At 63.6% G+C, this 20798-nt stretch carries 15 protein-coding genes; 5 read left to right on the top strand and 10 right to left on the bottom strand.

The window, feature by feature from the left end; translation table 11 throughout:
- Positions 1–56: 56 nt before the first annotated feature.
- Positions 57–3068, bottom strand: a complete 3012-nt coding sequence (gene putA / locus V1277_RS08845) for a bifunctional proline dehydrogenase/L-glutamate gamma-semialdehyde dehydrogenase PutA (protein WP_334415846.1) — start codon at positions 3066–3068, stop codon at positions 57–59.
- Between the two features lie 232 nt (positions 3069–3300).
- Between putA and V1277_RS08840 the strand changes: the two genes are divergently transcribed.
- Entirely contained in the window at positions 3301–3960 is a 660-nt protein-coding gene (locus tag V1277_RS08840; RefSeq protein ID WP_334415845.1) for a hypothetical protein, read from the top strand.
- Positions 3961–4108: 148 nt separating this feature from the next.
- Here V1277_RS08840 and V1277_RS08835 read toward each other — a convergent pair whose 3' ends face one another.
- Together V1277_RS08835 and V1277_RS08830 are read right to left on the bottom strand one after the other, a co-directional pair.
- Entirely contained in the window at positions 4109–4309 is a 201-nt protein-coding gene (locus V1277_RS08835) for a cold-shock protein (RefSeq protein ID WP_028351035.1), read from the bottom strand.
- Positions 4310–4671: 362 nt separating this feature from the next.
- Complete coding sequence (locus tag V1277_RS08830) at positions 4672–6402, bottom strand: adenylate/guanylate cyclase domain-containing protein (protein WP_334415844.1); 1731 nt, start codon at positions 6400–6402, stop codon at positions 4672–4674.
- A 350-nt stretch (positions 6403–6752) separates the two neighbouring features.
- Here V1277_RS08830 and V1277_RS08825 point away from each other — a divergent pair, with 350 nt between their 5' ends.
- Positions 6753–8261 carry a glycosyltransferase family 39 protein gene (locus tag V1277_RS08825; RefSeq protein WP_334420317.1) on the top strand — a complete coding sequence of 503 codons (1509 nt, stop codon included), beginning with the start codon at positions 6753–6755 and terminating at the stop codon, positions 8259–8261.
- A 917-nt stretch (positions 8262–9178) separates the two neighbouring features.
- Here V1277_RS08825 and V1277_RS08820 read toward each other — a convergent pair.
- The gene (locus V1277_RS08820) at positions 9179–10960 is read right to left on the bottom strand and encodes an adenylate/guanylate cyclase domain-containing protein (RefSeq protein ID WP_334415843.1); all 1782 of its coding nucleotides are present in this window, start codon (positions 10958–10960) and stop codon (positions 9179–9181) included.
- Positions 10961–11342: 382 nt separating this feature from the next.
- Here V1277_RS08820 and V1277_RS08815 point away from each other — a divergent pair, with 382 nt between their 5' ends.
- Positions 11343–11915, top strand: coding sequence for a hypothetical protein (locus tag V1277_RS08815; RefSeq protein ID WP_334415842.1), 573 nt, complete (start codon positions 11343–11345; stop codon positions 11913–11915).
- Between the two features lie 157 nt (positions 11916–12072).
- Here V1277_RS08815 and V1277_RS08810 read toward each other — a convergent pair whose 3' ends face one another.
- Positions 12073–13104 (bottom strand): YcjF family protein, encoded by a 1032-nt coding sequence (locus V1277_RS08810; protein ID WP_334415841.1) that lies wholly within the window; start codon positions 13102–13104, stop codon positions 12073–12075.
- Complete coding sequence (locus V1277_RS08805; RefSeq protein ID WP_334415840.1) at positions 13101–14564, bottom strand: YcjX family protein; 1464 nt, start codon at positions 14562–14564, stop codon at positions 13101–13103. Before V1277_RS08805 ends, V1277_RS08810 begins: the two co-directional genes overlap by 4 nt.
- A 270-nt stretch (positions 14565–14834) precedes the next feature.
- Here V1277_RS08805 and trhA point away from each other — a divergent pair, with 270 nt between their 5' ends.
- Positions 14835–15533 carry a PAQR family membrane homeostasis protein TrhA gene (gene trhA, locus V1277_RS08800; protein WP_334373152.1) on the top strand — a complete coding sequence of 233 codons (699 nt, stop codon included), beginning with the start codon at positions 14835–14837 and terminating at the stop codon, positions 15531–15533.
- Positions 15534–15557: 24 nt separating this feature from the next.
- Entirely contained in the window at positions 15558–16352 is a 795-nt protein-coding gene (locus V1277_RS08795; RefSeq protein ID WP_334415839.1) for an SDR family oxidoreductase, read from the top strand.
- A gap of 46 nt (positions 16353–16398) precedes the next feature.
- On the opposite strand, the gene V1277_RS08790 is transcribed toward V1277_RS08795, so the two are convergent.
- The 4 genes from V1277_RS08790 to V1277_RS08775 all read right to left on the bottom strand — a co-directional run bounded on the left by V1277_RS08790 (position 16399) and on the right by V1277_RS08775 (position 20791).
- On the bottom strand, positions 16399–16833 hold the full coding sequence (locus tag V1277_RS08790) for a hypothetical protein (protein WP_334415838.1): 435 nt from the start codon (positions 16831–16833) through the stop codon (positions 16399–16401).
- Positions 16834–17068: 235 nt separating this feature from the next.
- The gene (gene mdlC / locus V1277_RS08785; RefSeq protein ID WP_334415837.1) at positions 17069–18697 is read right to left on the bottom strand and encodes a benzoylformate decarboxylase; all 1629 of its coding nucleotides are present in this window, start codon (positions 18695–18697) and stop codon (positions 17069–17071) included.
- A gap of 112 nt (positions 18698–18809) precedes the next feature.
- The gene (locus V1277_RS08780; protein WP_334415836.1) at positions 18810–19664 is read right to left on the bottom strand and encodes an FAS1-like dehydratase domain-containing protein; all 855 of its coding nucleotides are present in this window, start codon (positions 19662–19664) and stop codon (positions 18810–18812) included.
- A complete protein-coding gene (locus V1277_RS08775; RefSeq protein ID WP_334415835.1) occupies positions 19661–20791 on the bottom strand; it encodes a CaiB/BaiF CoA transferase family protein in 1131 nt (376 codons plus the stop codon). Before V1277_RS08775 ends, V1277_RS08780 begins: the two co-directional genes overlap by 4 nt.
- Positions 20792–20798: the final 7 nt, after the last annotated feature.

Raw genomic sequence — 20798 nt, 5'->3', positions numbered from 1 at the left:
GCCAGCGAAAGCTGAAATTTGGATGCCATTTGGCCCATGTGGGGTGGGCCATGCAACTACTCGCCACCAGACATCAGTGCTGCATTTCCGCCGGCAGCCGCCGTATTGATGGTCACCGTCTGCTCGGTTGCAAAACGCGCCAGATAGTGCGGCCCGCCAGCCTTGGGTCCGGTGCCGGATAGTCCGTGGCCGCCAAACGGCTGCACACCGACGACGGCTCCGATCATGTTGCGGTTGACATAGATGTTGCCGACCTGCAGGCGCTCGATCGTGTCTTCCACCGTATCGTCGATCCGGGAATGGATGCCGAGCGTCAGTCCGTAGCCGGAGCGCTCGACCGATTGCAGCACCTCGTCAAATCGGTCGGCGCGATAGCGCGCCACGTGCAGCACCGGGCCGAAGACTTCTTCCGTGAGCTGGCCAGCATCGGACAGTTCAAAAATGTGCGGCGCGACGTAATTGCCTTGTGGTGCGTGACCCGCAAAGTGCACCCGGGCTTCCTTCTTCATCCTTTCGATATGCGCGTCCAGCCGTTGCTTGGCCTCGGCATCGATCACCGGTCCGATATGCGTGGCTGGATCGCAGGGGTCGCTGATGACGAGTTCGCGCGCCGCGCCCGCTATCATCTCGATCACGCGGTCGGCGACGTCGTCCTGCAGGAACAACAGCCGCAGTGCCGAGCAGCGCTGGCCGGCGGAGCGGAAGGCCGAGGTCACGACGTCGTCGGCGACCTGTTCGGGCAGCGCGGTGGCATCGACAATCATCGCATTGATGCCGCCGGTCTCGGCGATCAGCGGCACAATCGGTCCATCTTTGGCAGCGAGCGCGCGGTTGATCTTGCGCGCCACTTCTGTCGAGCCGGTGAAGACGACACCGGCGATCTCGGGATGCGCTACCAACGCGCCGCCGATCCGGCCGTCGCCGGCGATCAGATGCAGCGCTGATGCCGGCACGCCGGCTTCGTGCAGCAGCCTGATGGCTTCAGCCGCAATCAGCGGCGTCTGCTCGGCCGGCTTCGCAACGACCGCGTTGCCCGCCATCAATGCCGCCGTGACCTGCCCGAGGAAGATCGCGAGCGGAAAATTCCACGGCGAGATCGCGACGAAGACGCCGCGGCCCCGCAGACGGAGCATATTGCTCTCGCCGGTCGGCCCCGGCAGCGGCTTGCCATCGCCAAACATCTCGCGTCCCTGCGCCGCATAGTAGCGGCAGAAGTCCACGGCTTCGCGGACTTCTGATACCGAATCGTCCAGCGTCTTGCGGCCCTCTCGTTGCAGCAGTGCGATGAAATGCGCCGCGCGGGCTTCCAGCAGGTCGGCGGCCCTTTTCAGCACGGCTGCGCGTGTCTTGGCCGGCGTTCTGCTCCAATTCGTGAAGCCGGCGCGTGCGGCCGATACTGCCGCATTCGCCTCCATCTCCGTCGCATCCGCAATGCTTCCGGATGCGGGCAGTCGTTCCGCCGCGATGGCCGAGACGAGTTTGCTCAACGCCGCGCGTTCACCGAATTCGATTCCGCGGGAGTTTTTTCGCTGCGGCCCATAGAGATCGCGCGGCAGCGGGATATTCGGATGTCTGGCATGGTCGGCGCTGCCGACGATATCAGCGGGGCGCCGCAGCAATTGCGAGACCGGCACCGCCTCGTCGGCGGCGAGCGCGACAAAGGATGAATTGGCGCCGTTCTCCAGCAATCGCCGCACCAGATAGGCGAGGAGGTCGCGGTGGCTGCCGACCGGCGCGTAGGTGCGATGAGCGATATCGGGACGGTCTTCGCCGAGCTTAGCGTAGAGGGCCTCGCCCATGCCGTGCAGTCGCTGGAATTCGAATCCGCTCTGCTCCGTTGCCAGTTCGAGGATGGTTGCGACCGTGAGCGCGTTGTGGGTGGCGAACTGCGGAAATATCCGTGGCCGCAGCGCCAGCAATTGTTTTGCGCAGGCGACGTAGTTCAGGTCCGTCATCGCCTTGCGGGTGAATACGGGATAGCCGTCGAGCCCGCGTTCCTGCGCGCGCTTGATCTCGGTGTCCCAATAGGCGCCCTTGACCAGCCGCACCATCATGTTGCGGTCGAGGCTGCGTGCGAGGCGATCGACGTAATCGATCACGTCACTGGCCCGTTTCTGATAGGCCTGGATCGCGAGGCCAAATCCGTCCCAGCCCGCAAGTGAGGGATCAGCGAAGGCTGCCGCGATCACGTCGAGTGACAATTCCAGCCGGTCCGCTTCCTCGGCATCAACAGTGAAATTGAGATCATAGGCTTTGGCTTGCCGGGCGAGGTCGATCAGCCGCGGGACCAGTTCGTCCATCACCCGCGCTTGGCTCACCGCTTCGAAGCGGGGATGTAGTGCCGAGAGCTTGACCGAGATGCCGGGCCGGTCGGGCAGGGGACGGTCATCCGCCGTGCGACCGATCGCCTCGATGGCGCTGGCATAGGAAGTGAAATAGCGCGCGGCGTCGTCGGCGGTGCGGGCGCCTTCGCCGAGCATGTCGAAGGAGTAGCGTTGCTGGCGCGCGGAATGCGGTTGCGCCCGCGACAGCGCCGCCTCGATGGTCTCGCCAAGCACGAAATGATTGCCCATCAGCCGCATCGCCTGCCGCGTTGCCGCCCGCACCGCGGGTGCGCCCAGCCGCTTGGTCAGCCGCCCGATGGTGCCCTGCGGGGTCTCGCCGGGCTGGATCACGCGGGCCGACATGCCGAGCGCCCACGCCGAGGCGTTGACCAGGAAGGCGCTCGACCTGGTTTCATGATGGACGAAATCGCCCTGGCCCAGCTTGTCCTCGATGAACTGGTCGGCGGTGCGGGCGTCCGGGACCCGCAACAGTGCTTCCGCAAGCACCATCAGCGCCAGCCCCTCCTTGGTCGACAGCGCGAACTCGCGCAACATGTCCTCGACCCCGCCGAGTGGATCGTCATTGGCCCTGATGGCCTTGATCAGCGCAGTCGCTGCGCGATCGATGCGCCGCTCCTGCGCCGCGTCCAGCCGCGCGGCCTGGAGCAGGCGGGCGGCCATCGCGCGGTCATCGGGCGCGTAGGGCGCGCTGAAGGGTGGAAGCGGCGACGGAGGAATCAGCATGGGATTTCTCTTGGCTTCGGCCAGTCTAACGGGGCCGGGATGGGCGGAACAGGCCCGCAAGTCCCCTCAATTGCGCCAGCGATGGCGGCGCCGGCGGAACCGACTGGCGCATGGAAAACACAGCGGCCGGAATTTCCGCGGCCTGATCCACAGATCGCGGGCTTGCTGGTTGGCAGCGTGCAGGAGCCGCGCTAATCGTCAGGCACGCCGTCGCTTGGGAACAGCAGGGATCATGAGAGGCGCCGCTCCGCCGATACAGGGAAGCCGAACGCGGACCAGCTTCGCGGCCGTGCTTGGCGTGCTTCTGGCTGCGCTGTTCGGGGCGCTGCCGGCGAGAGCGATCGAGATGAGTGCCGAGGTCGCCAATCTCTACAGCTCGGTTTCGATCTATCCGCCTTCAGCCAAATCCATGACGGTGTGCTACGGCTTCGTCTGCCGGCGTCGCGAGATCCTCGATTTCACAGCCGCCGACCGCAGCGCGTTGACACAGATCATGCAAGCGGGCCGCGCCTCGGCCGCGGCCGAACGTGCCGCGGTGCAGAAGGCGGTGGTGTGGTTCGACCGCCGCATGGGGCCGATCATCGGCACTAGCAAGCGCGTTGCGAAAGCTGACTTCCGCTACTTCGACGACAAGCACAATTACGATTGCTGGGACACGACGCGCAACACCACCAGCCTTTTGCTGGTGCTGCAGGAGTGGGGCCTGTTGAAGCATCACGGGATCGGCGATCCGCGCTATCGCGGCAATACGCTGGTATTGCAGACGCCGCACAACACCGCGGTGCTGGTCGATCGCGCCACCAAGGTCGAATGGGTCGTCGATCTCTGGCCGCGCGGCTACCTGCAGCCACCCGACGTGATGACGGTTCAGAAGTGGGTCACGGAAGATTGAGCGGCCGGTTTTTCGCGCAACGATCTAGCCATCGTGCGTGCAGAGGCGGTGCCCGCTCCGCCGAACGCTCACAGTTTTCGAGAAGTTTCTTAAGCCCTACTCCCGGATTTAACTCCGAGAGTGCACCGTTGCCGATTGCGTGGTCGCGCTAAACCTTGAGGTTCTCGGCCGAAGTCTTGCCGCGGTTGGCGATCTCTTCGTACTCGACGGTCTGCCCTTCATTGAGCGTCGAAAGCCCAGCTTTCTCAACTGCCGAAATATGAACGAACACGTCCTTGCCGCCGCTTGAGGGCTGGATGAATCCGTAACCCTTGGTCGGATTGAACCACTTCACCGTACCTTTAGCCATTCACGTCGTCTCCGCGGAATCAAAAAAATAAACGAGCCGCCGGTCCCCGCACTAACCGGCATGCCCGTACCATCAGGATACGCGGGTTGGGGCAGGCTGGGTAGCGTAAACGGACCGGCCGTTTTGGCCAAAATGCCCCCATTCCCAGCCGATTCCCGCCGTTTTTCCGGTTTTGCGCCCATTTGATCCGGCCGGGCGGCCGGCAACTCCGATTTTTGGCGAGTGGATCGATCCGCTGGGTTGACGCCATTCTTCCGCCTGGAGGGAGGCGGCGGCGAGCCTTCGGCATGGCTGCGCCGCGTTCGCCGACAATTTTCTGAACGATTATTCATGCGCCTCGAACCACCATTGCCGGCGCGATTTCACGCCGCGGCGCTTTGCTCTTCGTTAACCAGCGCCGGCAGCATCCGCGCATCTGTCACGCTGCGTACGATCATCGGCTCGTTACGTCCGCGGATCTCGACTTCATGCTGCGGCAATGCATCGGCGGCGAGGCCTGCGGTCGCGCGAACTTCATCCGAGATGACGACTTCGCATGCAAGGCTCTTGGTCATGTCCTGCAGGCGCGCCGCGACGTTGACGGCGTCGCCGAGCGCGGTGAACACCATGTGATCGCGGTAGCCGATATCGCCGACGATCACTTCGCCGCCGTTGATGCCGATGCCGAAGCGGATCGGTTCGCGCAAATCATGTTCGAGAAATTTATTCAATTCGTCGATGTTGGCGGCGATCATCGCCGCCGCGTGCAACGCCTGGCGGCAGGCTTCCTGCCGGCTGGTCGATAGCCCGAACAGCGCCAGCATGCCGTCGCCGACGAACTGGTTCGGCATGCCGCCGCTCGCGAGCACCGCCTGCGATACCGCACCCAGAAACCGGTTGACGATGAAGACGGTGTCGAACGGCAGGCGCTTTTCCGCAAGCTTGGTCGAGCCGCGCATGTCCACGAACAGGCTGACGAGATAGCGCTCCTGACCGATCCGCGTCGGATTCGACTCGTGACCGTCGGCGGAGGTGTGCGGCAGGAAGAGTTGAAAGAATGAAAGATCGATCGGCGGCCGTAACTGACAGGCGAGGCGGATGGATGGATCCGACGTGCCGACCCGGCTAAGCACGAACGCCTCGCGCTGCGAAGGCTCTGGCAGCGCAGAGCAGTCGCCGATGATGCGGATGCGGCAGGTCGAGCAGCGGGCGCGGCCGCCGCAGACGCTGGCGTGCGGCACGTTGTTGCGCAGGCTCGCCTCGAGTACGCTCAGGCCCTTGGGAACGCGCACCGTGCGCCCGTTGCCGTAGGACAGGCTGATCATGCCGCGGCGGCGCTCGTTGATGGCGCGCACGCCTCTCGCCGCCAGCGCGATGCCGATCAGGCCGAAATAGCCGAACAGGAAATAGTCGGTGATGCGTTCGAGCGCTTGCGCCTCGGCCCGCGTGCCGAGCTGGCGCTGCGATTGGGTTTCCGCCCGCCATTCCACGCTGTCATTGTCGATCACAATGCGCCCGCTCTGATAGAAGCCGAGCATGGAAAGCGTTGGAATAAGTACCACTGCGGCGAGCAGGAACGGCGCGGCGCGCTTGTAGAACGCCCGCATCCGCAGCCACAGATACAGTCCGATGCAGCCATGCACCCAGGCGATGGTCATGACCGCGAGCATCATCCAGATCCGCCACGGCGCCCAGATCCAATACAGGAACAGCACCTGCGGATAGAGTTTTTCATGCCCATAAAGCGTCTGGCCGAGCCGGACGCCGATGATATGGGCGATGATCAGCATCGGCACGCTGAGGCCGAGCGCAAGCTGCAGCGGCTCGATCGCCTTCCAGCGGAATTGCCGGCGTTCATACAATGCCCAGATGCCGAGCCCGGTGTGCACCAGGCATGCCGCGTAGAACAGGATCGTGACCGGCAGGAACTGCCAGAACGACGTGTGGAGATAGACGCCGGTCGCCAGCGCCTCGAGCGAGATGTTGCCGAGCGCGTGGTTGAGGAAATGGCTGACCAGATAAGCGAACAGGGTCACGCCGGTGATAAGGCGGACCTGCCGCAGGCTGATGCCGCGTAGGAAGGTCGTGATCTGGTCTCGGGAGAGGGCGGCCATGCGATCCATAGGGTCAATATTGGGCGATACTAATGCGTAATTCGGGCGGTGAATACTCTGGCCGTCCCGGCCTTACCACTCTGTCATTCCGGGATGCGCCCCCTTGGGCGCAGGCCCGGAATCCATTGGGCAGCATTACCCGGCGTCACGATGGATTCCGGGTTCTCGCTTCGCGAGCCCCGGAATGACGAGGCGGGTGTGCGGGACAGTTTTTGCTTAGGGCTCGTTGACACTCCGGGCGCAGTCGAAGAGAAAGCGCCGTGACCATAGCCCCACCCAATAACAGCCAAGCCAAATCGGACAGTTCCGCCACGCCGCCGTGGCTTGCCGTGGCGCTGCTGATCGCCGCAATGACGGCGATGCGGCTGGTCTATGCCAGCGTGCTCGATCTGCGTACCGACGAGGCCTATTACTGGACCTGGTCGAAGGAGAGCGCGCTCGCTTTTCTCGATCACCCGCCCGGCATCGCCTGGCTGATCCGGTTCGGCACCGCGATCTTCGGCGACACCCATCTCGGCGTGCGTTTCGGCGGCATCGTCGCGATGCTGATCACGCAGCTCCTGCTCGCCGACATCGTCCGGAGCGTGACGCATGATGTTCGCGCCGTGATCTTCGCCATGCTGTTGCCGGAAGCGGCGCTGTATTACGGGCTGTTGATGGCGAAGGTCGCGCCCGACACCGCGATGATCCCGTTTGCGGTCGCGATGCTGTGGTCGCTGGTGCGGCTCAACCAGAGCGGCAACCCGCGCTGGTGGCTTGCCGCGGGGCTGTTCGCAGGTCTCGCGCTGCTGTCGAAATTCACCGCGATCATGCTGCTGCCAGCGGTTGCGGCATTCGCGCTGGTGCCGGACTGGCGCCGCCGCTGGCTGCTCAGCCCGTATCCTTGGGCAGCGGCATTGATCGCGGTGGTGATCTTCATGCCGGTCCTGATCTGGAATGCGCAGCACGATTGGGCCTCGTTCCGTTTCCAGTTCGTGCGCGCGGTGGCGACCCATCAATTGTCGCTCCGCACCGTCGGCGAATTCATCGGCCTGCAGTTCGGTCTTGTCGGCTTTGTGCTGCTGCCGGTGGCGCTGTCCGGCGTCGCGCTGACGGCCTGGCGCGGCTACCGCACGCGCGAGCCGGTCGCGATCCTGCTGTCGACCGCCGTGCTGGTGCCGTTCCTCTATTTCCTCTGGAAGTCGCTGACGCTCCGCGTCGGTGACACCTGGCCGATGTTCCTGTGGCCCGCCGCCTTTGCCGCGACCGCCATCAATCTCGTCATGCTGCCGCGCGAAGGTTTTTCGGAATGGATGGTCCAATCGACGTTCCGGTGGGCGAGGGTGGCCGTCATCTCCGGCATCGCTTTTGTGGTCGGCGTGTTCTTTTATTACGTTGCGGCGCCCTGGAATTTTATCGGCAGGACCGATCCGGTCGGCGGCGAGGCCGGCTATGAGCAGGTCGCGGCCCGCGCGCGGGAGCAGTTGCGAGAGACCGGCGCGACCTGGATCGCGACGTCGGATTACCGCACCTACGCAATGCTGCGCTGGCATTTCAAAGGGCAGGTGCCGGTCATCCAGATCAACGAGCGCGGACGGTTTCAAGGTTTTCGCGATCCCGGCATGAACCTGATCAAGGATCATCCCGGCCTCTACGTCGCCCGCGAGCCGGACCATCGCCTGCCGCTGTGGGATCTCACCACCGCAGAACGCGAGCCGCTGGAGCGGGTCGAGCGCGTCTGGCGCGGGACGGTGATGGATACCTACGCGCTGGAAAAACTCACCGGCTGGACACCCGAACTCTCGCCGCCGCCAGATTCGCCGCTGTTTCGCTGGCGCGTGCTGGCGGGGCGTGAGGCGCATGACAATCGCCTTTCGTGAGGTCGTCATCACCCGCGATGCGGGGGATCCAGTACGCCGCTGTCTTTCCACGTCATTGCGAGCGAAGCGAAGCAATCCTTTCCTCGTATGAGGTGACAATGGATTGCTTCGCTTCGCTCGCAATGACGTGTGGTTACAGTTTCGCATTCTCGCGACACGTTTTGCCCGAGGTTTGCATCTTCTTTTCCCGCCCTCTCATTCAGAGGGCGCAGGGAAGACCGGGTGCTTGCTGCACCCGCGGTCTCGTGTGCGATTTGCGCTAAAGAAAATGCACACGAGCATACAGGTACAGCGGGAGCATCCCGGCCTTCCCTGCGCAATGGCTTTACGGCTTACTTCGTGCTCTTCCCGGAGAACGGCTCTTTTGCCTCCGTCGCCCCCAAGAAACATCGCTTCTCGCGGACTTAACGCCAGCACCGCGGCGCCCGAACCACACGACTTCGCCGTACGCTTCCGGCGCGCAACGTCTATCGCGCCTTCCGCGTCCACCGCATCTCACCGCACGTTCGTGACGTTCGCGAGCGCCCCTCAATGGGTGAGACGGGCGGAGTTATGCGGCTGATTTGCCCCTCGTGTTAAGCGGAATATTTTTGATTCCCGGGCTTGACACGATTTCTGAAAATCAGAAGTGATTTGCCCGTCGGGTTGTCTTGTAGCAGGCCGCTGCATGAAATTGCACTTGCGCGCGGCCGCAAATCAGCCTGCTGTCCGTAGCGTGGGCAAAGCCAACGGGTCGCGCGAATGCGCGCCCGATGACAGGCTTCGCGTGCCACCATCCGCAAGCGTGTTTGATGATCGATGGTAGGCACGGCGCGAACATCCAATCAGCGCGGCCGGGATGTCCACCAAGGGGCCAACAACGGAAGTCGCGCTTATTCGATCACCTCGTCGCGAACGGTCGAGCCTGGCTGCTTTGGTCATTCGGGCAGCCCGGCTCGCCGCAATCCTTCTTCGTATCGCGAGAAGTCTTCATGTCGATAGGGGCCCAGCACGCTTTTGACACTGGAAATACGTAGCGCGGGATTCAGCTGCCGCAGCCGGGCCATTGCCTTGTGTGCTTGCTCCGCCCGTCCGGCCATAGCGTTGCTTGCAGCGTCGATACGCAACCCAGGTTGAAAGTCCGGATTGTCCTGCAATGCCCTATCCGCCCACGATGCCGCTTCGTCATAGCGGCCCAGGAAGAAATGTGCATGCGCGGTCCCGACCCGCATTCCTGCTACCCGCGGACCAATCGGGCTCAGGCGCATGGCACGCGCGAAGCGCTCGATTGCAGATTCCGGCTCGCCGAGCCAGGTCTTGGCCCAGCCGCCGTAAAGAAATGCCTCGGCTAAATTGGAATTGAGCACAAGCGCGCGATCGATTAAGCCGGCGCCCACCCCGAGGTCGCGAACAACAAGAGCTAGTGCCCACCCGCTGTCGGCGAGCGCGATCGCGTCATCCTTGCCCAACTCAACCGCCCGGTAAGCCAGCCTCGTCACTTCGGCAATCTCGTTCGCTGTGTCTGAGATCCAGCCACTGGCCTTGGCTTGGGCGTAGCAACAGGCGGCACGACCGTAGGCGGACGCAAAATCTGGGTCGAGCTTGATTGCTCTGTTGAACAGGCGCAATGCCTCCTTGTTCGCCTGCCGGTTAGCAAACTGATAAAGCCTGGCCAAACCGCGTAAATAGAGGGCGTAGGCATCAAGGCTCTCGGTCGGCTTGCGCTTGGCACGCTCGATCTCGGCTTTCTCCAACGCTGGCGCAATCGCCCCGACAACGCTTTCGGTCACCTGATCCTGCAGATCGAAGATGTCGCCCAGCCCACCATCAAACCGGTCTGCCCAAAGATGTCCCCCAGTGGCGGTATCGACAAGTTGTCCCGTGATGCGCACTCGGTTTGTCGCCTTGCGAACGCTCCCTTCCAACAGGTAACGCACGCCAAGCTCGCGCCCCACCTGCGTTACGTCGACTGCACGCCCCTTATATGTGAAGCTTGAGTTGCGGGCGATGACGAACAGCGCCTTGAAATGCGACAGCGCCGTGATGATGTCATCTACCATCCCGTCCGCGAAATATTCCTGTTCCGGATCGGAGCTCAGGTTGGTGAAGGGGAGAACGGCGATCGAGGGTTTATTGGGCAGAGCAAGGGTCTCATCAACAGGCCAGCGGTTCGGCACGGCTGGCACGGCGCGACCGTATGGGACGCGCCAGACCCGCATCGGTTCGGCGATATTCTTCAAGGATTGCGAACCCAAATCCTCAAACGTTACATCTACCTTGCCACGAATTTGCCGACGAGCGTCGTCCGAGATGCTGATACCGCCCGGCTCTGCAATCCCTTCGAGACGCACTGCAATATTGACCCCGTCACCAAAGATATCGTTCTCTTCGATAATGATATCACCGACGTGAATGCCAATGCGGAGCTCGATCCGCTTGTCCTGCGGCACGTCGATATTTTGTTCGGCCATGCCGCGTTGAATTTCGTCGGCACATCGTACCGCGTCGACCACGCTGGCGAACTCAGCGATAGCGCCGTCCCCGGTATTCTTGACGACACGACCGTGATGCTGCGCGATTTTGGGATCGAAAAGCGTCCTTCTAAGCGCTTTCAGTCGCGCCAGCGTGCCTTCTTCGTCTATCCCTATTAAGCGGCAAGAGCCTGCGACATCCGCCGCCAGAATAGCTGCAAGTCGTCGCTCTACGTGCTCGCTGCTCAAGATGGTCCCCCGTGCTGGGGAAATCGAATGGTTATATAGCACGATTGTGGGTCGATGTCCGGCTATGCTCATGTCCGAAACGGGGTCACTTGCGGATATCGACGCGCGCAGCAACAGGTCTGTTTGCCTAAGTACGAACTCGCCAGGCTAGCCGGTCATGTCCGATAGGTACCAAAACCGGAACGGTTATTCCGGCATGGGCGGAAGCCCAGGGCCTGGAAAGCCGACGGGGAACCTTCACCTGACCGTCTTGTGGCGTTGGGCGAACGATAGTGATTTAGAGATGACTCAACGCAACTGACTCGCTAGGATTTCGCGACGACAATCTCGCCCATACCAAAGCACCGGAGTAGCAATTTTGGCGTCGTGAGGAGCAGTGCAAATGAGTTTCATCCGTTCGGACGAACATTCCGCGTCCCATAGTCCAGACGATCCTCTGTACTACGCGCCACGCGCGGTGCGCAGTGAAGCGGCCCATCGATCAAACGCGACGCAGACGAGATCGGACCATTTGCCTCCCACTTCCTCTCGGTCTCGTTTTGATGAGATGCGTGAGGAAGCCTTCGCCAAATCCAACCGGCATCCGCTGGAGTTGCAACTCGCTCAGGAACGCCGTCCACGACGCGCGCTGTTTGCCATTGCGGGTGGAGTTGCCGCAGCAATCGGTGTCGCTGTGGTCGTGGCGCTCATCTTTGTTAACGTAGTTCCAAAGTTAGAACGCGATCCCTCGGAGCTCGCTGTTTCCATTTCCACTCCCGCATTGGCCACACCGGCTCAAACGACACCCAAGGACTCCCAAGAGCTGCTGCACGGATTCATGCAGTTTCAACAATCACAAGAAAGCAATAGCCCGGAACGTGCTGTTTCCGAGCCCGCCTCCGCTGGAACGGCTAAGGCGCCCGAAAAATCCGAAGCTCTGCTTGAGAAGTTCATCCAGTGGGAGCAACGAAAATAGTGTCAAGGAACAAGACGCACGACCAAGCCACTTCCGAAAATTGCGACTCTCGATAGTTCGTAGGGTGGGCAAAGCGTAAGCGTGCCCACCATCACGAAGCGTGCTCGACGATCGATGGTGGGCACGGCGCTATCGCGCCTTTGCCCACCCTACGAGCTCACGCCTCATCGTCCCGCTTGCTCAGCAAATCCTTCGCGAGATCGGAGAGCGCGGGCCGCGGCAATGCCGTGAACGGCAAGGGGCGCGTTACGTCGATGGCGGCAAGGCCGAGCCTTGCGGTGAGCAGGCCGTTGAGCACGCCTTCGCCGAGCCGTTGCGAGAGTTTTGCCGCGATGCCGTGGCCGAGCATCTGTTGCACCAGGCTGTCGCCGACGGCCATGCCGCCGGTGATGGCGAGATGGCCGATGATTTGGCGCAACAGGCTGATCATGCCGAGCGTGCCCGGACGGCCGCCATAGAGCCGCGCCAGTTGACGGATCAAGCGCATCGCGGCGACGAACACGAACAGCACGTCGATCAGCGCGCGTGGGCTTACCGCGGTCACGACCGAGACGCGCTGCGCGGCCGTTGAAACCAGCCGGCGCGCCTCTTCATCGAGCGGCGCCATCAGTTCGCGCTCGGCCAGCTTGATCATGTCGGCGCCATCGATGATGTCGTGGGCATGACCTTTCAGCGTGGCGCGGGCGCGCGCGAGTTGGGGGTTTTGATGCGCGAGCTTGAGGAGCTCGTTGACGACGGCGCGGCTCTCGGCGCGGTCGTCGCTGCGCAGCACCTCAGTGGCGCGCTGATGCAGCTTTTCGATCGCCGCCAGCCGCGCCAGCCCGAACGCTTCGCGGCCGATGACGACGGTCAGCGCCAACCCGGCCGCCACCGCAAATGCCAGCGCGACGTAGCCCAATGTCTGGCTGCGCGCGAACAGATCCTCGATCAGATTGACGACGCCGAGTCCTGTGCCGAGCAGCACCAGCCCGCCGATAGCCGACCAGAACAGCGCGCCCCAGCGAAAGCCGCGGCGCAGCGGGACCCTCGGCGCATCGAGCGGAACGGGCAGCAGCGCGGGATCCGCCTCCGGCGTGATCTGCACCGTGCCGCGGGCAGGGCGGCCGGTCTCCTCTGGGTCTATCACGATGACGCCGGGGTCGCCGAGCTTGAACGTCGCCGGCCGCCGATGCGGCGTTTTCTCGCTCATTGCAGTCGGTCTCCAATCAGGAACTGAAGGGCGCGGTCGAGGCGGATGTGAGGCAGCGCGGGCTCGTCCTTGCCGGTGCGCTCCAGCAGCGGCGGCCGGAAGCGCAGGAAGCGGAAATCGGCGCTGTCGGACGGCATGCTGGAAAGGCCGCGAAAGCCGCCCTTGAACAGCTCGTCGGGATCGGCGGGGAGATCACCCGGAAAAGTCGCCACTTCGGTCTCGCCATCGAAGGCTTCACCATTGGCGGTCTCGCCCGGCGCGGGCGTGCCGAGGATCGACGGCAGCTTCTCCCGGCCGCGCGCGACCATCGCCTCGCGCGTGGCGCGTACGGCGGCGAGTGCGACCACGTCGATGGCGGCGCCGGCATATTCGGCACGGTCAGCCGCCTTGGCGGCGGTTCGCCGTAGCACGGCTTCGAGCCGGTCGTGGCTGGAATGGTGCAGGTGATCGGCCTTGGTGGCGGCAAACAGAATCCGGTCGATCCGCGGACGAAAAAGGCTGCTCAGGATCGTGCTGCGGCCGATCCGGAAGCAATCGAGAATGCCGGCAAGCGCGGCTTCAAGATCGTGCAGCGCTTCGGGCCCGGCATTGAAGGCCGCGAGCGCATCGACCAGCACGATCTGGCGGTCGAGCCGCGCAAAATGATCGCGGAAGAACGGACGCACCACGACGTCCTTATAGGCCTCATAGCGCCGCCGCATCATCGCCCACAGCGAACCGTCGGGCGCGGCGCCATCAATGGGCACGTCGAGCGGGGCGAAGGTCAGCGCCGGCGAGCCTGCGAGGTTGCCCGGCATCAGGAAACGCCCGGGCGGCAGCAGGCTCATGGCGAAACGTTCGTCGCGGCAGGCGCGCAGATAATCGGTGAACAGTCTTGCGGCGGCGAGCGTCGCCTGCTCGTTCTCGCGCTTTTCGGGATGAAGCGTCTTCAGATGCTCGTGCCAGGGCACGGCGAGTGTTGCGCGCGGGCCTTCGCGCGACAGCGCAAGACTCTCGGCCGACCATTGCTCGAAACTCCTGTTGAGCAGCGGCAGGTCGAGCAGCCATTCGCCGGGGTAATCGACGATGTCGATGGTGAGCGTGCGGTCCGCGCCATTCTGCCGCTGGTAATCGATGACGAGGCGCAATTCAGAGATGTCAGTGGTCGAGTTCGGCCAGCGCCGTTCCTCGATCAGGGTGCGGACATGGTTTTCATAATCGAAGCGCGGCACCGCGTCGTCCGGCTGCGGCTCGAGCCGGGCGGCCGCGATCCGGCCCGAGGCGTAGGGTTCGAACACCGGAAACCGGCCGCCGCGGGTCAGGCCGTGGATCAGCGCCGTGATGAACACGGTCTTGCCGGCGCGCGACAGGCCGGTGACGCCGAGCCGCACGGTGGGATTGAAAAAGCTGTCGCCGTAGTCCAGCAGCGCTCGCGCCGACAGGCGCGCTTCCTCGACGATATCTGAAAAGCTGGGGGCCATGCGGGGCGGAAAGCTCGAGAGAGGCGTTGGTGTGCAATTACCGGAGAAGTGGCGATTGGCGGGCCGAAATCAAGCGCTTGTGATCATCTGACGAGGGAATCCCCTCGGGATATCCGGCGGTTACCGGCTGCACGAAAATGCCACGGCGACGGGATACTGGCATCGTTCGCGAACCGCATACGACGGCCTTGGGGCCAGCGGCATGAACGGTTCGTTGACCTCGGAAGACCCATATCCTAATCGCTCCCTCGCCACTTACTGCGGACCTGCATGACCATCTTCAGACTGAAACAAATCGCCTCGACATCCATCCATGCAGCGGCTGGCGCCATGCACTGGAATTACGACCGCGCCGAGCTGATCGCCGATGGCGTCGTGCATATCGTCGGCGTCTGTTTCGGGCTCATCGCCGCCACCGCCCTGATCGTGCTGACGGCGGTATATGCCGGTGCGTTCGAGATTACCGTGGTGTCCGTCTACGTCACAGGCCTGCTCGCGATGCTGACATTGTCGGCGGTCTACAATCTCTGGCCGGTGTCGCACGCCAAATGGGTGCTGCGCCGCTTCGATCATTCGGCGATCTATCTCTTGATCGCCGCGACCTATACCCCGTTCATCGTGGAGCTGAGGGACAGCTATCTCGCGATCGCGCTGCTGACCGGCGTGTGGTGCATCGCGATCGCCGGTGTGGTGTTGAAGCTGGCGCTGCCGGGGCGATACGATCGTTTGGCGGTCGGCCTTTATCTCGCCTTGGGCTGGAGCGGCGTCACGCTTTACGACGCCGTGGTGAAGGCGGTGCCGCCGCTGGCGCTGGGCTTTTTGGTGGCGGGCGGCGTGCTCTATAGCCTTGGGGTGATCTTCCATTCCTGGCAGCGGTTGCGCTTCCAGAACGCGATCTGGCACGGCTTCGTCTTGCTCGGCGCCGCCTGCCATTATACGGCTATTCTCGATATGATGATCCTGACGTAGGATCATCATGAACGGAGAGCGGCCATGCAGGTGACGGGCAAAGTCGTGGTTGTCACCGGCGGCGGCAACGGCATCGGGAAGGCGATGTGCGAGGCCTTTCATCGTGCAGGCGCCGCCAAGGTCGTTGTCGCCGATATCGATCCCGATGGCGCGCGAGCGGTCGCCACTCCGATCGGTGGGGCGGCCTTCAAATGCGATGTCGGAAAAGAGAAGGACGTCCATCACGTCATCGAGGAGACCGAGCATCAATTCGGCCCGATTGCGTTGTTCTGCTCCAATGCCGGCATCGGCGGCGGTTTTGATCCACTATCGGTGAATGCCGGCGGAAACTCCGACGAACCGTGGCAGCGAAGCTGGGCCGTTCATGTGATGGCCCATGTCTATGCGGCGCGCCATTTGATTCCGCGCATGAAAGCGCGCGGCGGCGGCTATTTCCTCAACACGATCTCGGCGGCAGGCCTCTTGTCGCAGGTCGGCAGCCCGGCCTATTCGACCACCAAGCATGCCGCCGTCGGCTTTGCCGAGAATCTCGCGATCTCGCACAAGGCCGACAACATCAAGGTTTCGATCCTGTGCCCGCAGGGCGTCGACACCAACATGCTGCGCTCGATTCCGAAGGGCCCGCAATCCGGCGACGGCGATCTCTCGCCGGAGCAGGTAGCGCAGGACGTGTTGAAAGGACTGGAAGAGGAAACCTTCGTGATCCTGCCGCACCCGCAGGTGCTCGGCTACATGCGCAAGAAGACCGAGAACTACGACCGCTGGATCGCGGGCATGGCGAAGATCCAGGCCAGGATGCGGGAAGCTTACGGGAAATAGCGTCGCGAGAAGGGCGGCCGTTCGGCCGCCTTCCCGATTGCGCCGCTTACTGGCACCTGTGCATCCGGCCGTCCTCCAGGCGGACCATTGTTCCGGGCTGGCAGATTATGCCGTTGCGCGCCGCGTAGTCCTGGCTCCATACGCCCGGCCCGCCGTAATAGCCGTAGGGACTGCCGCCGCCTTGGTAGGCATAGGAACCGTTACCGCCGTAGTAGGCATAGGGGCCGCCGCTGCCGTAATAGGCGGCAGTCGCTCCGGCTGCAGCAGCACCGGCGCCCACGGCAGCCGCGCCGGCCGCGGCCCGCCGCGCCTGCCGCCGGGTAACGCCCGGCGCCGGGGTCAACGGATCAACTGTCTGTGCTTGCGCGCGCTCGATCGATAGCGAAGCGCCCCTTTGCTCGCTCCAATCAAACGAGAGCATGGTCGCGCATGTGAAGACGGAGACCGCGAGGGCAGCTTTTCTGAGGCTTGGTTGTTTCATGGCGTTCACTCCATGGTTGCCCCATGCCGAACCCTCGTGCGAACGTAGAACAACGTCAAGTAAACGTCGCGTGTGGAACTCGCGGGCGAATTGTCGAGCCTTATGAGGGGATGAGCTGGTATGCCAGGAGTAGCCCCGTCATTGCGAGCGAAGCGAAGCAATCCATCTCACCGCAGGCGGAGAGATGGATTGCTTCGTCGCTTCGCTCCTCGCAATGACGGGGAGAGAGCTTCGCTCACCCCTTCTGCGCGTAGAGCAGGGGCACGGCGGAATCGACCATCACTTCGATCAGGCTGGTGCCGGCATGCGAGAGGCCGTAGCTGAGCGCGCCCGCGAGTTCGGATGATTTCGTCACCCGCACGGCGTGGCAGCCCATGCCTTCCGCGAGCTTCACGAAATCGATGCCGGGCAGCTCGAGCCCCGGCACATTGCGCACCTGCATGACCTGGCTGAACGAGCGCATCGCGCCGTAGCCGGCGTTGTTGATGACCACGACGGTGAGCGGCAACCTGCGCTGCGCCGCGGTCCACAGCGCCTGGATCGAATACATCGCCGAGCCGTCGCCGATCAGGCAGACGGTACGGACACCGGGGCGTCCGAGCGCGATGCCGACCGCGGCAGGCAGGCTGTAGCCGAGGCCGCCGCTCGCCATGGTGTAAAAACTGTCCTGGCCGCGCATCGGCATGAACTTTTGCATCGCCGGGCGGTGCGAGGGCGCTTCCTCCACCAGTGCTGCATTGTCGGGCATGGCTTGCGAGAGCTGATACAGCAGGAATTCGACCGGAAGCGGATCGGCCGCCGCTGGCGCCGGCGGCAACACGCGGCCCGCCGGCATCGCGCGCGCAGTTTCGGGCAGCAGGTCGAGCAACATCGAAAGCGCCGGCTTCATGGTCGCGACGATGCTGGCGCCCGCCGGCGTGACCGCGGCGGCATCCGGATCGTCGGTGATCTGGAAGATCGTGGTGGCGCCGTCGAAGATCGGGGCATGGCCTTCGACATGGAAGGTGAACACCGGCGCACCGATGACGACCACGAGATCATGCTCGCGCAGCGCGTCCGATAGCTGTCCCGGTGAGGCGTGCAGGAAGCCCGCAAATTGCGGATGACGTTCCGGAAAGGAACAGCGCGCCGAGAACGGGCTGACCCAGACGGCGGCCTTCGCCTTCTCCGCGACCTTCACCATGAGATCGACGGCTTCGGCGCGGTCGACGGCGGGGCCGACCACGAGGGCAGGGCGCTTGCTGGCTGCGAGCGCTGTGGCCAGGGCTCTCATCGCTTGCGGATCGGGCCCGAGCTCGCGGCTGACGTGGCGGGCCTCGACCGGTTGGGTCGGGCGTGTCCAGTCGTCGATCGGGATCGAAACGAAGGTCGGTCCGCAGGGCGGTTGCATCGCGACGTAATAGGCGCGCGCGATCGCGGCCGGCACATCTTCGGCGCGCGCCGGCTCGACGCTGTATTTGACGTAGGGGCGCGGAAATTCTGAGGCGCGCTCGGCATAGAGGAAAGCCTGCAGCGGCAGGATCGAGCGCGCCTGCTGGCCGGCGGTGATGACGAGCGGCGTCTGGTTGCGATGGGCGGTGTAGATATTGCCGAGCGCATTGCCGACGCCGGCGCCGGAATGCAGATTGACGAAGCCGGCATTGCGAGTCGCCTGCGCGTAACCATCGGCCATGCCGACGACGGAAGCCTCCTGCAGGCCGAGCACGTAGTCGATGTCGTCGGGCCAGTCGCTGAGGAAGGGCAGTTCGGTGGAGCCGGGATTGCCGAACACGCGCTTGATGCCGAACGCGCGCAGCAGGCCGAAGGTGGCATCCTTGACGGTGACGGCAGCGGTGGCGGGTTTGGCTGGTTTGCGGGACGACATTTTTGATTCCCTGAGGTGATCCCGTCATTCCGGGATGGTGCGTTAGCACCAGACCCGGAATCTCGAGATTCCGGGTTCGATGCTTTCGCATCGCCCCGGAATGACGTTCAAGCTACGACCACGTCGCCGTGCCCTTCATTGTCGGCTGTCCCTCCGCATTTGCTATCCACAGCTCCATGCCGGCGCTGGTTTCATTGGCGTTGATCGAGAACTCGCCGCCTTCGAACAGCGGCTGCACGCCGCGATAGCTGAACTTCTTCGGCGCGCTGTCGCCGTGAAGTTTTGCCGCGAACTCGACGATCAGCGCGGCCTGCAAGGGGCCGTGGAAGATCAGGCCCGGATAGCCCTCGACCTTGGTGACGTAGTCGCGATCGTAATGGATGCGGTGGCCGTTGAAGGTCAGCGCCGAATAGCGAAACAGCAGCACGGGATCGCTGACATGGGTTTCACGATGCCGTGCGACCGGTGGCGGAGGGGCTTTCGGCGGCGAAGCGGGGGCAGCGCTCCCCATGTCGCGATAGACGATGTCCTGCCGTTCGCGGATGGCAACCCCGCGCGGCGTCGTGATGGTGTGTTCGACGGAAACGAAGCACAGCACGCCCGTCGAGCCCGTCTTCATCGTCACGTCTGAAATGCGCGACGTGCGCGTCGATTCATCGCCGACGCGCAAGGGCTCGAGAAATTCGATTTCGCCGCCGGCCCACATCCGGCGCGGCAGCGGCACCGGCGGCAGGAAGCCGCCGCGGGTCGGATGGCCGTCGGGGCCGAGCTGCGACATCGGAAATACCGGCTGCGCCAGGCACCAATGCGTGGTCCACGGCGCGGCATCGCCGGGCTTCGGGTCGCCGATGTCCTGGAACAGGGTTGCGCGCAGGCCCTTCACGAGTTGCGCGGTGACGATGTCTGACGCTTCCGCACTGCGGCCGATCCATTGGCGCAAATGATCGAGGTTGAGAGCTTCGGTCATGACTGGCGGCTCCTGATACGGGGAGCTTTGGGAAGCTCGACGTGGTCGCCGATGGCCGGCACCGCGCCATAGTGCCTGGGCTCGTCGACGAAGATCGCTGCGGGGGCGGCGTAACTCACCTTGCCGTTCGGCGTGTCGACCTCGATGCGGCGCAGATGCGGATGCACCGAGAGGTCGGCCATGGTGTTGACCTCTGCGAAGGCGATGTCGGCGGCGTCGAGGCGCTTCAGCAGATCGAGGCGCATCATCGTCGCAAAACTGTCGGCGACCACCTTGTCGGTGAGCTGGCGGTTACGCACGCGCTCGACCATGTTGGCAAAGCGCGGATCATTGGGCAGGTCGGGCTGATCCAGGACTTCCGCGCAGAGCTTCTTCCATTCGCGCTCGCTCTGGATCGAAATCAGAATGCCCTTGCCATCCCTGGAATTGAACACGCCATAGGGCGCGATCGAGGGATGGGCCAGCGCCATCCGCTTAGGCGGATTGCCGGCTTCCGAATTGATCAGCGGCACCGCCATCCAGTCCGCCATCACGTCGAACATCGAGATCCGGATATCGGCGCCCCGGCCCGTGCGTCCCCGCGCGATCAGCGCCTCGAGGATCGCGGCATGCGCGGTCGCGCCGGTCGCGATATCGACGACGGAAATGCCGACGCGCGACGGGCCCTCGGGGCCGCCGGTGATCGAAGCAAGTCCGCTTTCGGCCTGGATCAGCAGATCGTAGGCCTTGCGGTCCGCGTAGGGGCCCTCGTCGCCATAGCCGGAGATGGTGCAGCAGATCAGCGCCGGATAATCCTTCTTCAGGCGATCCAGCGAGAAGCCGAGCTTGTCCATCGATCCAGGCTTGAGGTTCTGCAGCAGCACGTCGGCGCTCGCGATCAGCTCCTCGAGTTGAGCGCGGCCTTCCTTGGTGGCGAGGTCGATCACTTGCGAATTCTTGCCGCGGTTGAGCCAGACGAAATAGCTGCTCTGGCCCTTGGCGGCGGCGTCATAGCCGCGGGCGAAATCGCCCTCGGGCCGTTCGACCTTGACGACATGCGCGCCGGCGTCCGCAAGCCGCGAGCTGCAGAACGGGGCTGCAACCGCCTGTTCGACGGAGACGACGATCAATCCTTCCAATGGCAGCATCTGACGT

The sequence above is a fragment of the Bradyrhizobium sp. AZCC 1588 genome (assembly GCF_036924735.1).
Classification (GTDB): domain Bacteria; phylum Pseudomonadota; class Alphaproteobacteria; order Rhizobiales; family Xanthobacteraceae; genus Bradyrhizobium.
This window is presented reverse-complemented; position numbering and strand designations above follow the sequence as displayed.

What these genes read in the sequence shown, in the direction of transcription:
- V1277_RS08790 (WP_334415838.1), bottom strand. Translation starts at nt 16,833, where the DNA reads ATGAAACAACCAAGCCTCAGAAAAGCTGCCCTCGCGGTCTCCGTCTTC.
- V1277_RS08830 (WP_334415844.1), bottom strand. Translation starts at nt 6,402, where the DNA reads ATGGCCGCCCTCTCCCGAGACCAGATCACGACCTTCCTACGCGGCATC.
- V1277_RS08840 (WP_334415845.1), top strand. Translation starts at nt 3,301, where the DNA reads ATGAGAGGCGCCGCTCCGCCGATACAGGGAAGCCGAACGCGGACCAGC.
- V1277_RS08815 (WP_334415842.1), top strand. Translation starts at nt 11,343, where the DNA reads ATGAGTTTCATCCGTTCGGACGAACATTCCGCGTCCCATAGTCCAGAC.
- V1277_RS08810 (WP_334415841.1), bottom strand. Translation starts at nt 13,104, where the DNA reads ATGAGCGAGAAAACGCCGCATCGGCGGCCGGCGACGTTCAAGCTCGGC.
- V1277_RS08780 (WP_334415836.1), bottom strand. Translation starts at nt 19,664, where the DNA reads ATGACCGAAGCTCTCAACCTCGATCATTTGCGCCAATGGATCGGCCGC.
- putA (WP_334415846.1), bottom strand. Translation starts at nt 3,068, where the DNA reads ATGCTGATTCCTCCGTCGCCGCTTCCACCCTTCAGCGCGCCCTACGCG.
- trhA (WP_334373152.1), top strand. Translation starts at nt 14,835, where the DNA reads ATGACCATCTTCAGACTGAAACAAATCGCCTCGACATCCATCCATGCA.
- V1277_RS08775 (WP_334415835.1), bottom strand. Translation starts at nt 20,791, where the DNA reads ATGCTGCCATTGGAAGGATTGATCGTCGTCTCCGTCGAACAGGCGGTT.
- V1277_RS08835 (WP_028351035.1), bottom strand. Translation starts at nt 4,309, where the DNA reads ATGGCTAAAGGTACGGTGAAGTGGTTCAATCCGACCAAGGGTTACGGA.
- V1277_RS08825 (WP_334420317.1), top strand. Translation starts at nt 6,753, where the DNA reads ATGACGGCGATGCGGCTGGTCTATGCCAGCGTGCTCGATCTGCGTACC.
- V1277_RS08795 (WP_334415839.1), top strand. Translation starts at nt 15,558, where the DNA reads ATGCAGGTGACGGGCAAAGTCGTGGTTGTCACCGGCGGCGGCAACGGC.
- mdlC (WP_334415837.1), bottom strand. Translation starts at nt 18,697, where the DNA reads ATGTCGTCCCGCAAACCAGCCAAACCCGCCACCGCTGCCGTCACCGTC.
- V1277_RS08805 (WP_334415840.1), bottom strand. Translation starts at nt 14,564, where the DNA reads ATGGCCCCCAGCTTTTCAGATATCGTCGAGGAAGCGCGCCTGTCGGCG.